At 45.7% G+C, this 15,581-nt stretch carries 11 protein-coding genes; 4 read left to right on the top strand and 7 right to left on the bottom strand.

Annotated elements, in window-relative coordinates; translation table 11 throughout:
- Nucleotides 1-417 precede the first annotated feature (417 nt).
- The 4 genes from FBY13_RS23125 to FBY13_RS23110 form a co-directional block, all read right to left on the bottom strand.
- Nucleotides 418-1,203, bottom strand: coding sequence for an arylamine N-acetyltransferase (locus FBY13_RS23125; RefSeq protein ID WP_255474532.1), 786 nt, complete (start codon nucleotides 1,201-1,203; stop codon nucleotides 418-420).
- Nucleotides 1,204-1,283: 80 nt separating this feature from the next.
- On the bottom strand, nucleotides 1,284-2,522 hold the full coding sequence (locus FBY13_RS23120; protein WP_186440852.1) for an MFS transporter: 1,239 nt from the start codon (nucleotides 2,520-2,522) through the stop codon (nucleotides 1,284-1,286).
- Nucleotides 2,515-3,747, bottom strand: a complete 1,233-nt coding sequence (locus FBY13_RS23115) for an acetyl-CoA carboxylase biotin carboxylase subunit family protein (protein WP_145395250.1) — start codon at nucleotides 3,745-3,747, stop codon at nucleotides 2,515-2,517. The genes FBY13_RS23120 and FBY13_RS23115 overlap by 8 nt, the downstream gene beginning before the upstream one ends.
- A complete protein-coding gene (locus tag FBY13_RS23110) occupies nucleotides 3,744-5,195 on the bottom strand; it encodes an FAD/NAD(P)-binding protein (RefSeq protein WP_145395249.1) in 1,452 nt (483 codons plus the stop codon). The genes FBY13_RS23115 and FBY13_RS23110 overlap by 4 nt, the downstream gene beginning before the upstream one ends.
- A gap of 597 nt (nucleotides 5,196-5,792) precedes the next feature.
- Between FBY13_RS23110 and FBY13_RS23530 the strand changes: the two genes are divergently transcribed.
- On the top strand, nucleotides 5,793-6,056 hold the full coding sequence (locus FBY13_RS23530; RefSeq protein ID WP_186440851.1) for a hypothetical protein: 264 nt from the start codon (nucleotides 5,793-5,795) through the stop codon (nucleotides 6,054-6,056).
- An 884-nt stretch (nucleotides 6,057-6,940) separates the two neighbouring features.
- Nucleotides 6,941-8,998 (top strand): EAL domain-containing protein, encoded by a 2,058-nt coding sequence (locus FBY13_RS23100; protein WP_063879208.1) that lies wholly within the window; start codon nucleotides 6,941-6,943, stop codon nucleotides 8,996-8,998.
- Between the two features lie 378 nt (nucleotides 8,999-9,376).
- On the opposite strand, the gene FBY13_RS23095 is transcribed toward FBY13_RS23100, so the two are convergent.
- From FBY13_RS23095 to FBY13_RS23085, 3 genes are read right to left on the bottom strand one after another with little or no spacing between them, the layout of a single operon-like run.
- Nucleotides 9,377-10,645, bottom strand: coding sequence for a cation:dicarboxylate symporter family transporter (locus tag FBY13_RS23095; protein ID WP_109716144.1), 1,269 nt, complete (start codon nucleotides 10,643-10,645; stop codon nucleotides 9,377-9,379).
- A gap of 39 nt (nucleotides 10,646-10,684) precedes the next feature.
- Nucleotides 10,685-11,896: an aminotransferase class I/II-fold pyridoxal phosphate-dependent enzyme gene (locus FBY13_RS23090; RefSeq protein WP_145395247.1), complete on the bottom strand. Its 1,212-nt coding sequence runs from the start codon at nucleotides 11,894-11,896 to the stop codon at nucleotides 10,685-10,687.
- Entirely contained in the window at nucleotides 11,896-12,558 is a 663-nt protein-coding gene (locus FBY13_RS23085; protein WP_063879211.1) for an RraA family protein, read from the bottom strand. Before FBY13_RS23085 ends, FBY13_RS23090 begins: the two co-directional genes overlap by 1 nt.
- 394 nt (nucleotides 12,559-12,952) lie before the next feature.
- Between FBY13_RS23085 and FBY13_RS23080 the strand changes: the two genes are divergently transcribed.
- Complete coding sequence (locus FBY13_RS23080; RefSeq protein ID WP_145395246.1) at nucleotides 12,953-13,855, top strand: LysR family transcriptional regulator; 903 nt, start codon at nucleotides 12,953-12,955, stop codon at nucleotides 13,853-13,855.
- Between the two features lie 487 nt (nucleotides 13,856-14,342).
- Entirely contained in the window at nucleotides 14,343-15,080 is a 738-nt protein-coding gene (locus FBY13_RS23075; RefSeq protein ID WP_145395245.1) for an SDR family oxidoreductase, read from the top strand.
- Nucleotides 15,081-15,581 lie beyond the last annotated feature (501 nt).

The following is a 15,581-nucleotide window of genomic DNA, read 5'->3' as shown; positions in this document are numbered from 1 at the left end:
ACAGCTCAACGAAAGGCCGAGAAAAACGCTAGACTATGAATCACCCGCAGAGCGGTTTAGCCAGTGTGTTGCATCCATCGGTTGAACTCACAGCGAGGAGCGGACGCTCGCAGTTAGCCGACAGTAGATGAAGAATTGGCTGAAGCCGTGCATTCATATACAGGGAGCAGGTCAGGCATAATGGAAGAATGATATCTGTAGAACATACCGGCGATATCATGTAAAGAATCACCTTGCTTATATCTGTCCCAGATAATTGCATTTTGCTCTGGAGTTTAGGTAATCCGCGTTCTTCGTTTCATGGCAACGTCCCTCCTTGTTTAAGGATAGCGTTGCATCGACCCATTGAACTCATAGCACAAAGCGGACAGGCTGACTAAGTTGAAGGCCCGCTATGCGCTGTAAGAAAATACAGCCCTATATGCCGATTCGGGCATGCTCATTCTGAGGAATGGAGAAAACAGTCTCTTCATTGATACCAAAATGCTCGATTAACATCTTACATTGCTCATCATGAGAAAGTGTCGAATGGATCTCCTTTCCATCAGAATCCCTGATTATCAGTTCGCCTTTAACAATACCTGTAATAGCATTATTTCCGGCCAACCTTATAAGGAGAGAACCGTCAAAACGACTATTATCCCTGCTGAGTTCATGTCGGCGCGTATACTCTGCTTCCACTGCATCTGACTCAAGCAGCCTACAGTCAAGCCAGGGGCGACCCAGAGGTTTCCAGTTAATACACCAGTGTCCCTCAGAAAAATGTACCCGGGTTCCCCAGACCGAATGATTTGATTGCCACTCTCTCAAAGGAAGAGGAGCACCATGCAGCATCGTAGCGTCAATAACATAGGTTTCATTGTCTAAAGGCACTAAAAGCGTACCATGCCCTGGCGAGTTGAATGATACCGGATGCGCTGAAAGCATCGTTGATATTCCGTATTGAACCGGAAAATTGAAATGCTTTAATAAAGCATATAGAGCACCATGGCCAGCCCAGCACGTTCCACCGGTTCCATTTGCCAACCAGTGAGAAAAGAAGTCATGAGGGTTTGCTCCAGGCAAGGGTTTGATTGTATTGCTGGTGCTGTCTATTCGCTTACGTATATTGTCGAAAGGAACATAACGACACCATGCCCGATAGAGCTCTCCAAGCCCCTCCAGCGTAGGTTCTGGCGATCTGGGGATTCGGAGTTTTTCCATCACTCGCTCAATCTGACTATTCAAAAGTTTCAAATTAAAACCATCCCTAATGATACATATTTCATGAAATTCTGGCGTGTTTAGTCGCGAGTATTTGAAGCGAAAAATACATACAAAGCTGTACAAGCCATCAGGCTAGAAGAAATGCAAAATGCTGTCTGAATGCCATAGAGTGCTGACACTTTCCCCCAAGTCAGGCTCCCAAGTGTAAGAGATCCATAAAAGCACATGCTGTAAACCGACAATGCACGGGCCCTGAGTGATGAATCAAAAACCGACTGAGCAGAGGAGTTCATAGTCGATACAATGGATGCCCATGCAAAACCTCCAACTATGGCAACTGGCACAAGAACAATCACAGGTGCTCCAGTTGAAAAAATAAACAAAAACATACCATACACGCCACAGGCCAGCGCAAGAAGTTGATGCCGGAATAATATCGTTCTCAATGTCGACAAGGAAAAGGCGGCGATCACTGCACCTGCACCAAATCCGCCCATCAGTAGTCCAAGAGTATGACTATTACCTTTTACTATGAGGCTTACATAAGCCGGTAGCATTGCCTGAAAAGTTGATACAGAGAAAAAAATCAGAGCAGTGACAATCAATATGCCCCTGAATTTTATGCTACCAGTACTAATTCTTAAACCTTCAGTTAACAAAGATAAAAAGCTTTTCTTTATATTTCTTTGAGATTTTGATGCTCCTTTCTGCATCCAGAAATAAATTACAGCGAGTGAGGCAAGGCAGATAGCATTGGTAAAATAAAGCGCTGCTGCACCTGTAATGGCAAAAAGCATAGCCCCTAATGACGGACCAATGATTGATGCAAGGTTGTAGCTTAACCCGTTAAGCGTTGCTGCCGCTTCGATCTCTTCAGGTGCAACAAGGGAAGACATGGTTGCCTGCCATGCAGATGCTTTAAGTGCAGTACCTGACGCAGTCAGAAAAGTGAATATGAAAATTATACTAATGGCGGGTACAGAGAGCAGGCAGAAACTTGCAAGTATGATTGAAGAGATCATCATACTTACGTTGACACTTCCTAAATAACGAAAACTTTGATATCTGTCAGCCATAACCCCGCCCAGTACTGAAAAAAGAAATATTGGGATCTGTGTAAGGGTCTGTGCCATTGCAGATACAGATGGATCTTTAGTCTGAATTGCAACGAGCCATCCGGTAGCAAAAATCTGCATCCAGCTTCCTATGTTTGCCAGAAAATTCGCCACACACAGGTGGCGAAATTCGGGATGAACCAATGGGCGGAATAAAGGGACTTTTAATTTAATTTCCTTATGTTCAGTTTTTTTAAGCATAAGTGACGGCTTTAAACTCCTTTGTAAGCCATTCAAAAACCTCTTGTGCATGGCCTGCATTTTTACAGGTCACAAAGAATCGAGCGGCGTAATCAATATTGGTCGTGGTGCCTTCAACAAGCTGCCCCTGAGAGACTTGCCAGTCGATATCCACTTCAGCATCTGTCACAGGTGTGTTGATGGAAATTACCTTGCCAGCGATTTTTGGGTATACAATGAAAAAAGATGGCCGCGACTGAAAACCAGATATTGAAGATACATCTGCAGTTGATACCTTTCTACCGCTTTGTACCATTAACTCCAGATCGTACATATTGACGCCTTCCCAGCGATGATAAGCAGGAACAGTCATTAAGCCCGGCGAACGCGCTGCCACCTCAAGAAAAACCAATTCGTCACTACTACTACGAAACAACTCCATATGGAAACAACCATTCAAAGCTTCAAGTGAACTAAGACATTGTTTACCAAAATGGCTTATGCGTTTATGTATCTCCTCATCCCGGTCCACCATGATGGACCCAAGTGTTGTTCCTTCCTGTAAATCAGCCATGGGACAGCTATAGCGGCTGACATTACTGTAAATCAACTCACCATCCTGAACTACGGTATCAAATTCATAAAGGTCGCCATGGATAAACTCTTCGGCTTCAAAATGAGCTAAGTCACCAGAGTTATCATTAATAAAACTGATGAAATCATGCTTATTGAAAATTTTATAGACCCCACGGCTACCAACAGAACAGCTCGGTTTAATTATAAACTTCTCCGAAAGCCTTTCTAAAAGGTTTTCATAATCATCAACTGATAAATTCTGATTTAACGCAGTATATCGCGGAACGCGAAGATTAGAACGATTGAGTGTCTCTTTCATGAGAAGTTTGTCTCTGAAAATTTCAACTCGTGATCCCATGTGATCATAAACCCCGAAGTGCTGGCGTATTTTTTCTGCCACTTCAAGGTTTGCTTCCTGATTGCAAAAAACTTTTACGTTTTCTTCGTGTGTAATAATAGATTCAAGTGACTCAATGCATTCATTGACATTAAGCTTAAATGTCATAGAACTTGCATCGTATACTTCATTGACACGAATAATCTTCGAATCACTGCTTATGAATTCAGGAATATGGTAGTCCATACTGGTAATAATGGTTTTATCATACTGGCTGAGCAGTTCTTTAGAAAAAAAAGTAAAGTTTTTAGTGCCAATAAAAATGATTTTCATAACTGTCCTTGCTCAAGGTTTTCTGTGATTTTATTAGCTATTTTCACTGCTTTCTGACGTAACAATTCAACGGAATTTGATATTAAAACCGAGCCTTGAGTAGGATAACCAAGTGAATAAAGACCGTTATTCTTGTTCCCGGAACTGTTTAATATACTCATGGACTCGAACTCGATTCTAAAACCACGCTGCTCATTAATCGCTACAGCGCCTGACTTGATGGCTTCATCAAATAATTTCAAGTGAGCATAAGCTTTCACTCCGGTTGTATTAATAACATAATCGAAATTAAGTAATGAATTGTTAGCTGAAACCTGAAAAATATTGTCTTTAAATGTGATTTTATAGTTTCCCCATATCATCCCAACTCTGCCAGATTTGTATATTTTTAAAAAGCGACTCGCACTTTCTGGCATGATGGCGCTCCGTAAATAATACATGCTTTTTTGCCATGTATTATTAAAATCCCGTTTCTCACAATCAGTGCGAAATGACCACAATTCATTGATAAATGGTGTTATTTCTATCATTATTTTTTGCCAGGAAGGCTGCTTCCTTGATGCCCTTTTTAAATCAACCTCCATCGAGCGAAAAGATGCAGGTGTTAATTCAATTATACCAGTCTGCCTGGCTTTCCACTTGATTGAATCAAGCATCTCATTACAAAGTGCAATAAGACTGGAATTTTTAATGTTAAGTCTGTTCAAAACGCCCATTAAGTTTTCGCCAATAAAAGTCGATTTGACTCTTGGCAGCACACCGCTACGTGATATTAGGGTGTAACTTCCACGCAGACCATAGCTTTCCAGCATTATACAGGCATCTATAGCGCTTTGACCTGACCCTAAAATACCTATTCTGCTAAATTCTTCTATAGAAGATAACTTTTCTTCATCGAAAATACTCAGTAATCTGTCTTTAACAGAGTCCTCAATGCTGTCAGGTGTTGAAACCTGAGCGCCGGTTGCAACGATACAAATATCAAATTCCTCAGAATACCCCGGGAAGCTTAATGTGTATTTATTGCCGACAAAAACACTCTTAACTTCAGCATTTATTTTCCTGACAATACAACCCAGCGAAGAAAGTTTCTGCAGGCAAATTGACATTTTTTCCTCGAGGTATTCCCCATATATTCCTCTGGGAATCTCATTGGATTCAGATTCTTTTTTATGGGAGCGCTGCAACCATAGATAAAAGTCTAATTTGTCATATTCGCACACGCTCATTGTATCGATGGTAGTATTAAGGATAAGGCTTTTAACATTAGTGCGATATGCAAGGCCTCTACCAAGTAAAGTATTTTTTTCGAATATGGTTATTTCTGGCTTAGCAGTTATTTTACAAATTTTTTTGCTCAGGGATTCAAGTACCATTAATGATGAGACGCCCCCACCAATGATGGCAATTCTTTTTCTTTCGTTTCTTCTTAAAGATGAATCTTCCATGAAAAACCCATTAGCAGGGAGCGGGAATATTTTTTATCACTTAAGGAATGATACTGGAAAGAAATTTAAAAAGTTAGGCGCACTAATGTTATGACTTTGTGATATTACTCACATTAATTTTAACAATTTTACAAAAAAAATGATAACTTCACAAAAGTGTAATGGCACTGATTGTCACTTTTTTAGGAGATCAGCCCGCACTTAACTATCATTGTGCCAAGAGTGGTCATTTAAGCCATTTGAACCTTAGCCCGCTGATAATTTCGACATGTCTGCGCTACTAAGCAGTGAAATCGGTTCTTCACGGATTATTTCAGGAAGATGTTAGAAACGTCCGCTCCTGGCACTCAGCGGACATCAGATAGCTCCAGGTGGCCCTCCGCTGTGAGCGGAAAGCGGGCAATCAGCGTCAAAAGCTACTTTTTTTACTGCACCTTCTCTATGGTATAAAACGATGACTAGCCAGGTCCTGAGTCCGGACCTGACAGCAATAAGTTTGATCATTTACACGAGGTTCGATACTTGCTATATCTTATCTCACATCGGCGTGCACTCTGGCCTCTCTAGTCATTTCAAGCGCTTATAGAGGGTATTTTAATGAATCAGACCCACTCTGTTCCGGAAATTTATAATCCTGAAGTGCCCTATGCAGTAAAATGCGAGATAGTGACACAACTGTGCCGGGCACTGGCTTCCCATAAAAATATCTCTCCAGAGGATTTGAGAAAGTATCTTCTGGAGAAAACGCATGTTGATTTCGAAAATCTCGAAGGTAATCCGGTAGGCATGCTGCTGCTGTATGAGTACCTTTACTCTCAGCGCCCCACAGCTTGCGTCAGCGCTAAAGAAAACCTCCATTAAGAGCAGCCTCCAGCAGGGGGCTAATCGGTCCTGTCACCCCGCGCGCGAACGCCAGTCGTAGCGTTATCAAAATTCACAACTACCTTGTGCACTCCTGGCACGAAGCAGACGAGCGGACTAAGCAGAAGGTCCGCTATGAGCAAGAAGCGCATATTGCTCAAATCGGGATGTGCTCATCGGCGGGGGCTGGTCAGCCCTGTAAGATATCTAACCTGTGCCGGAACAAATTCGTCTGAGTCTGGTGACGTTATTTATGCTCATTGTCTTCTGCATCACCGGTCCGGCAGGCACCGGGCTGCCTCTGAAAGGTGAAGTGAGTATTTAAGCCGGATAGCCTTTAAGGCAGAAAAATCTCAAAATGGCAGCGGTCTGGCTGAACTCGGCGGGCCGTCCTGCCATAACCTGTGGCCAGGGCATCAGCTCAGCGCATAAGCCATTTGCAGAGCGTAAAAATCCTGAATAATCAATATGGTTTTGTCATACAGCTGTGTACCAGGCACAGATGTACCTGACGTCAGTCCGTGTTAATTAACGGTGCAGGGTTCCTGGCAGTGGGTTATTTACTCAAAATGACGGGCATGCATAACAGTTGCCTTAAAAAGCGCAATTCGATTATTTACATACTCAGAGATAAAAAGCGCTTAAACCGAAAATTTGAAGGTATGTTTGTAGCAATCGCGCAGGTGCCGACAGGTACAGCCTTAGGTGGTGTCATGAAGCCTGGTACCGGCTAAGGCTAAACAGAAGTGAATTAACGGTAGTCTTTATGCTTCAGGCTAAAGTTTTACAAAATTGTTTCTCGATATCAGGTGAGCGAGGCCGATACTCATTTTACAGGCAGGATCATCTCTGAGCAGGTCGATGAACTCATCAAGGACAGCCGCATGAAATCCGTAACCAATGACCAACTGGGGGCCGCCGTGGCCAGAACGTCGCTTTGCGCAATATACCTTCTTTCTTCAACCGGAGAGGTGATGAGCTGGAACCTTGGATGCCGTGAAATTAAGGGCTGGGAAAGCCGTGATATCAGAGGGCAACATATTTCGGTTTTTTACGATGAAGATGAACAGGCCAGGAACATACCTGAGGCCGATCTGGGGTATGCACGTGAGCATGGCAAGTTTACAGGCGAGGGCTGGCGCCTCCGGAAAAACGGCAGCACATTCCGTGCATCAGTCGAAATAGAATTTCTCAACCCATCTGAGGAAGAACACGCTGCTTTTATTAAAATCGTGCGGGACGTTTCGCATGATTATCAGGAAAGGGCGGCGCTACGCATCGCTCAACAGGTTATCCAGAAAAGGGAAACGGAGTTATCAGACACCAATAAGGTGCTCGACGCTGTGTTCTGCCACACGCCCTGCGCCCTCATTCTGTGTGACGTAAAATCGGGTGGCATAATACGCGCGAACCCGACAGCCATGAATTCGCCCCATCTGCAGGCGCTGGTATTGAGCGGTAATACCCTGACCGGTATCCCTGAGGCGCTGCCAGCCGATCTGAGTGCTGTGTTCAGGCAAGCCTATGATCTCCTTCCCGATGAAGGGTTCAGTGAAACTGTCTCTTCAGACGATACCGCACCAGAATTTTCACTGCGGATTTCTGCAGAAAGGCTGAATTCGGGCGGCGGAGAGGACTATCTTCTCTATACCATACTGGATGTCACCGCAGAGTATCAGGCGGCGGCAAGGGCTAATCACCTGGCACTGCATGATCCACTGACAGGGCTGCTTAACCGCCGTGGCCTGATGCCCAGACTGGAGACGCTTCTGAGTGGCGACAGCCCCTTTGCCGTCATGGTCTCTGACATTGACCGCTTTAAAAGCATCAATGACGTTCTGGGCCATCCCACAGGGGATGCACTGCTCATTGATGTTTCTGCGCGGCTACAGTCCGTCCTGCGCCCTGAAGATATCCTGGCCCGCACAGGCGGCGACGAGTTCGTTGCCGTCTTACCGGGTATAAGCTCAGCAGCAGAAGCAAGCGAAACGGTATCACGCCTCACCGCAGTGCTGAAGGAACCCTTCATGCTGAAAGGCCGCAAGGTCACGTCGGGTTGCAGCTTCGGAGTATGTCTTTTTCCGGGCTACGCGCGGGATGCTGAAAGCATGTTATCGGCAGCAGATATCGCCCTGTATGCGGCCAAGTCAGCCGGACGTAATGGCTGGGTCATCTTTACAGATGAGCTTGCCAGTTCAGCGAAAGAGCGCTTCAGTCTGGAAAACGACCTGCGTGGTGCGCTGGAGAACGGTGAGCTTCAGCTTTTTTACCAGCCCGTTGTGTGCAGCGTAAGTGAAGAAGTCGTGTCATATGAAGCCCTGCTGCGCTGGCATCATCCTGTAAGGGGAAGCGTTCCGCCTGACGTTTTCATACCGCTTGCTGAAAAAACCGGGCTTATCCATGATATCGGTGCATTTGCGCTTACGCGTGCCTGTACTGACATGGCAGGCTGGTCGGGACAGGCGCGGGTGGCAGTAAACATTTCGCCCCGACAGTTCAGAGACCCGCAACTGGCGAACAGAGTGAAAAACGTCCTGATTCATAGTGGGCTGCATCCCAACAGGCTGGAACTCGAAATTACCGAGTCCGCTCTGTTCGACAACCCCGAATTCAGTTATGAGGTGATACGGAAATTCAGGGAGACGGGCATTGATATGGTACTGGATGATTTTGGCACCGGTTTTTCTTCACTGAGCCACCTCAGCTCAGGACTTTTCAGCAGGATAAAAATAGATAAGTCATTTATCAGCGACCTGCACCGGGATGCCGGAGCGGCAGCTATCGTCAGCTCCGTTCTTTCACTTTGTCGTCAACTAAAGGTTGAAGTTACCGCAGAGGGCGTGGAGACACCTGCACAGGCTGAGTGGCTCAGAAAATATGAATGTCCTCTGCTACAGGGATATCTCTTTGGCAGGCCAGGGCCTTACTGGATTCAGAAGTGAAGTCTTTGCCCTTATCAGGACCTGCCGGCGGCGCTTACATTTTGCGCCGCGGGTCAGGTTTTAACTGGAAAGAAAGTGCATGCCTGAGGGATCGATAACAAAAAACACATGCCTCCTTTTCAGGGATGCCATCAGGGCAAAGCTCCCGTCAATTATTGTCCTGATAACTGACGGCCATACTGACAGGCGTGCCGGCGGTGCGTTACACAACCTTTATAGGGAATGTTCTGCACCCGCATCGCCCGGCCATTCGGTAAATGCCGACGGCGTAGTTTGAGCTAATTTAAGGTCTGTGCTGTACGCCGTTCCCTCTTTATCGTCGATGTATGAAAGTTCACTTAGCAAAATACGCCGTAAACCTGTCTGAAAGACTGAAATCTAAAGTTGTTTCACAGTTTCAGCGTAGCGTTTATCGCTGAACTTGTTTTCCCATTTGGCTATGACAATAGGGGCCAGCGTATTTCCCAGAACGTTAAGCGCCGTATTAGGCATATCCATTAAGCGGTAAACGCCGGCAATGAAAGCAATACCTTCTAACGGGATACCAGCACTAGAGAGCGTGGCGGAAAGAATGACGAACATAAAACCAGGAACACCGGCTGCGCCCTTAGAGGTGATGACCATCGTCACAACAAGCATCATCTGATCGGCAAGGGTCAGGTGAATGCCATAGATTTGCGCGATAAACAGCGTGCCGATGCCAAGGAAAAGAGAGGCGCCATCAAGGTTAAATGAATACCCCGTAGGAATAACAAACCCTGAAACCGTTTTATCGACGCCGAACTTTTGTGTTTTCTGGATCAGCTGTGGCAGAACAGATGTTGAGCTGGCGCTTGAAAAAGCAAGTATCAATTCATCTTTGATAATGCGGATAATGGTAAAAATATTAATGCCGACGGATCGGGCGATGAGTCCAAAAACAATAATAACAAACAGAATGGCGGTAATATAAGTTGTGGCAATCAGTTTCACCAGCGGCAGAAGAGACGCGACGCCGAAATCGGTCACCGTTACCGCTATCATGCCAAATATCCCGATAGGGGAATAGGCCATGATCATGCCTGTAACTTTGAACATCCCATCAGCAATGGCAGAAAAGAAATTGACCACGTTCGCCTTTTTTTCATTTTCAAGCGAAGCAATACCAATGCCAAACATGACGGCAAAGAAGATCACGGGCAACAGATTGCCTTTGGCCATAGCATCAACAATATTCTCAGGGATAATGCTCAGGATCACCTGACCAAGCCCATGATTCGCTGACGCGGGCGTAGCGACACTGACCTGATGCTGCACCATCGAAGACAGGTCGGCCCCTGCGCCGGGCTTCACCACGTTTCCTACAATCAAGCCCACGATAATGGCGGTGGTTGTCACGCACAGGAAATAAAAAATGGTCTTCAGCCCCATTCTTCCCACTGCTTTACTGTCAGAATGACCTGCGATACCCACCACCAGGCACGAAAAAACAACCGGAATAACGATCATTTTCATTAATTTAATGAAAATATCGCCGGCAGGCTTAAATATCTGTTCTATAAGCCACGCACTGTGCGCGGGATATAGATTAAGTAGGTAACCTATTACAATGCCTGCCACAAGGCCGACAACAATCTGCCATACAAGGGGGATTCCTGGCTTTTTCATTTAGTTCGTACCTGGTGTTGGTTAATAATTAAGAGTCTGCTAGCGAAGCAATGCAATGGCCGTTTTGAGTCGCCGGCATCCTTCTTCAATGACGTCAACTGAACTTGCGAAAGAAATGCGTAAGTAAGGAGAAAGCCCGTATGCTTTGCCTGTAACGGTTGCGACGCCTGCGTCACGTAAAAAATACTCCACGACGTCATCGTCAGAGGTTATACGGCTTCCATTGGGTTTTATTTTACCGATCAGCCCGGACACATTAATGAAAAGGTAAAATGCACCTGCTGGTGGGTTAAAACTAAGGCCTGGCAGATTGCTGAGCAGTTCGACAATGCGCTTTCTGCGCGCGGTATAGATGGCGAGCATCTCCTTTACGGGCTGCTGATCACCTGCGAACGCTGCTACTGCAGCCGCCTGGCTTACCGAACTCGGGCAGGTTGTTGTCTGGGAAATCAGTTTGGTGATAGCGCTGGTCAGCCACTGTGGACCCGCGCCAAATCCAAGACGCCATCCGGTCATTGCGTATCCCTTTGAGGCGCCGTTAATAATAAGTATCCGCTCTTTCAGATCCGGCGCGACAGCGGCCAGTGAAAGGTGTGTAGCGTCTTCGTATACAAAGTGCTCATATATCTCATCAAGCATAATGAGCACGTCAGGATATTTTCGCAGCACGTCGGCCAGCGCCATGAGTTCTTCAGCACGGTATACCGCACCGGTGGGATTGTTCGGATAATTAAGCACCACCCAGCGGGTGTTTGCCGTTATGCTCTCTTCCAGTTGCTCAGCCGTGAGCTTAAAGTCATTGGATTCATCACCCTCTACGATAACCGGTGTGCCTTCATTCAGAATGGCAAGGTCCGGATAAGATACCCAGTAAGGAGCATGAATAATGACTTCGTCATTTTTATCCAGCGTGGAAGCGAAAGCGTGAAAAATGATGTGCTTTCCGCCGCTACCACAGACAATTTCGTTTAACTCATAGCGAAGCCCGTTATCACGCGCCAGTTTTTCACAGATTGCCTTACGCAGAACCACCGTTCCTGCTGCGGGAGTGTAATGCGTTTCCGAGTTTTTAAGGGCTTCAATGGTCGCTTTGATAATATGTTCGGGCGTATCAAAATCAGGCTCTCCGATGGTGAAATTGATAATATTAAAACCTTCGGATCGCAACTGAGTAACAAGCTCGTTCGCGGCAATGCTGGGTGATGGCTTGATGCTTTTTAATCGTTGAGACACTCGCTGATTCAGTTTCATCACAGGTATCCTTTTTCACGAAGCAGGTCTGTGTACCAGGTTTGGTCTTCCTGGCCTGAAGCAATCATTTCCTTTACAGCCTCTTCCTTCTGCGCATGTTTTGCCGCCAGCCTAAGAAGTTCATCCTTAAATTCGTATGCAAAATTCACGATGCCATCTTCGTCTCCGATGATGATGTCCCCGGGGCAGATAACCTGACCGCCGATGCTCACAGGCACGTTTATTTCACCGGGACCAGTTTTGAAAGGTCCTTTGTGAATGATGCTTTTTGCATAGAGAGGGGTATGTTCAAAAGAGGCAACATCACGGATGGCGCCATTGACAACAAATCCTGCGCATCCCCTGCGGAGACACTCAAGTTTAATCAGCTCGCCGATGATGGCGTTATTCGTATCGCCTTGTGCGTCAATGACCAGCACATGGCCTTCTTCAATCATGGTCATCGCCCTGTAAACCATAAGGTTGTCTCCGCCGCGCACCTTTACGGTCAATGCGGTACCGATAAGTTTTCCGGTTTTATTGAAGCGCTGCAGACCGCTAATACCGATATTTCGCGACATGTTGTCGCTGAGATGTGGGGTCACAACGTCTCTGAAAGATTCACGTTCAGCGCGTGTCAGTGGTCTGGCGGGCGGATTGATATGGCTTCCTGGGATGGACATAAATGGCCTCAGTGATTTTTAACATTAAATTAACAAACTGGTTATGTTTGATACTATCGGCCATGAAAGATTGTTTTTAGCGATATTTTGATATAGTTAATCAGTCCTTTTTTTCATGAAAGAAAAATGTTGTGGCTATAAAATTGATAAATATCAAAAACATATGGCGGTAAGCTGTGAATGTAAAAGCAGTAAGCTCGCCTCTTTTATGGGAATAAAGGCGCTTTTCGGCGAAGGCATATGAATTTCCTATGTCAGTTCTGTGATCTGAGCAGGAATTTTTCGCCCCTGCTATTAAAGGTCTCTTTCTCCCATAGCGAGGCCCCACCAGAGACGGGTTGTGGCTTTCGCAACATTCTGGACTTTTTGTCGGCAGTTTTAAGAGGTAACCCAGGTGATAACATTCAAACAAATGGATGCGCTGATATGGATAGTTAATCTCGGCAGTTTTGAAGCGGCCGCGGAGAAGCTCAATATGACGCAGTCTGCTATATCAAAGCGCATACATGAACTTGAAGTCTCTTTTGATATTGAGGTATTTGACCGGTCGAGCAGAAATGCGCGGCTGACAGAGAAGGGAAGAGAGCTTCTTTTTTACAGTCAGGAGCTGGTAGAGAAAAGAAACCACCTGCTTGAGAGGATCAGCGACAGGAAGGTTCTGATTTCACAACTCCGGCTGGGCGTAACTGAGCTGACATCCCTTACCTGGCTACCCGAGCTGATTCAGCAAATCCGGGAAGTCTATCCCAAGGTACAGATAGTACCTACCGTGGATGCTTCTCCCGTTCTGTATGATTCCGTCCAGAATGACAAGCTCGATCTGATTATTGCACCTGACATGTACGACGACGTTCGCCTCAACGCGTGCCTTCTGAGCAGTGTCGAAAATTCCTGGATGTCGTCGACAGCACTTATACCCGCTGAAGAGAAAATTGATATTGACGAAGCAGCAAAATATTCCTTTTTTGTGCAGGGTCCCACGTCCGGCACAGGTTTGATATATGAACGCTATTTTTCAATGCGCGGCATTAAATTTGACCGCAATATTGTCTGTAATAACCTCTTTGCCCAGATTGGGCTGACGGTTGCCGGTATGGGTATTACCTATCTCCCCCGAAAACCTTTAATGCCTTTGCTGGAAAAAGGGATACTCAGGGAGCTTGATTTCAAACCCAGGCTGCCTCTTGTCAGATACAGCGCAATTTATCGGGCCGATCGTGAACAAGGCATCATTCCTCATATTGCTGATATTGCCAGGAATTGCTGCAGTTTCGATAAGTTCCTTTTCGGTTTCTGAGCTACGAGCTGAAAACAGGTAACGCGTTAAGCGATAAAAACAGTTTATCGCCCGCAGAAACCTGCACTTTCCGACGTCCAGAACGGCATAACACTACTGCACTGTGCACAGCCACGCAGCGGCGTAAAAATCATCAGGTATAGTGTTGGGTATACGGACAGAAGCGTACCGGAAAAAGACGACTCGCGTCAGGAGCACACTGAGCGCGCATGCGGGGGAGACGGCAGGGATGTGATGTTTACCAGAATGAACGTATGCAGTCGCTATAAGTAAATGTGTGCTGTTCACTCATAGTGGACCTCACTATGCTGACAGGCTCGTTTTGTGCCAGAAGCGTACATTGCAAATCCCTCGGGCAAACTATTCAACAGTTCGTAGTACCGTTTTTTGTATTCCTGAGATAAAAATAGCACTGACGGAAAGATGTCACTTCGCCTCCTCATGTATAGCTTGAACCACATAATCATTAGTAAAAGGATGCACAAGTATGCTGAGAGGTAAAAGAGCGGTTATTACAGGTGGAGGCAAGGGATTCGGTCAGGCATTATGCGTATGGTTGGCGCGAGAGGGAGTCGAGGTGCACTTTAGCGCACGACGTGCAGAGGAGATACAAGATACCTGCAGCAGCATCAGTGCTGAAGGCGGCACGGCAAACGGGTATATCTGTGATTTAACCCGTCCTGAATCTCTTTCTCAGTTTTCTTCACAGCTGTTAAATTCAGATAAGCCTGTAGACATTTTAATCCTCAATGCTGCTCAGTGGCTGTCAGGGACATTAGACAATCAACCAGTTACAGAAATTATCAATACTGTCAGTTCAGGCCTGACAGGTTCTATTCTACTGACTCAGGCATTACTGCCTGCATTAAGACGTTCGGACAGTGCTGATATCGTCTCAATAATATCTTCATGCGGCATTCCGAATTTTACAGATTCAATTGCGCATCCCGCTTTTTTCGCCAGTAAACATGGTCTTAGTGGGTTTACAACAAAACTGTCCCAGCAGCTATCCGAAGAAAATATACGTGTTACCGGGCTGTACCCACCAGATTTCGAGCTGACTGGGTTAGATACGTTTGTCGATGATCAATCCAGAATGGGGGAGCGTCTGATGAATGGACGATCTGTCTGGGAGACGATTCACTTTGTGCTGAAACAACCTCGTAGTTGTCATATAAGTACAATCTACTTTAAGGGACCCACCCGCGAAGACCTGGAAAAGTAGTAGCTGAAATCCAGTGGTGTTAGACAAACATTTAAACGGGCATTTTTAACTCATGGCGGACATTGACTCGCCACAATGTGACAAATAATAACCCACCGCTATCATGATGATGCAAGGGTAATTAATGGCTAAGGAAAATCATGATAACGATTGAAGCAGGTATGCAAATTCATTACCCGATTTTACTAAAGGTCTGGGAGTCATCCGTACGTGCTACGCATGATTTTTACAAGAACAGGATATTCAAGTGCTGCGCCCGCTGATACTCCATAGCTATTTTCCTGGTTTAACTATTAGTATTGCTCGTGGATGCTGTGACGACTCTATCCTGGGTTGTACAGGGGTAAGCAAAAAACGTATTGAAATGCTATTTGTGGATGCAGAACAACGCGGAAAAGGTATTGGGCTGTAGTGGTCAACAAAAACTGGCCACGGCTTTAGAGTTTTTCCAAAACAATCTTTCTGATTCATTCGGCGTCAAACCACCATTATATTGATGAG

Source organism: Pantoea sp. SJZ147 (assembly GCF_007828605.1).
Lineage (GTDB): Bacteria > Pseudomonadota > Gammaproteobacteria > Enterobacterales > Enterobacteriaceae > Pantoea > Pantoea allii.
Note: the sequence above shows the minus strand (reverse complement) of the source record. Positions and strands in the feature narration are given on the sequence as shown.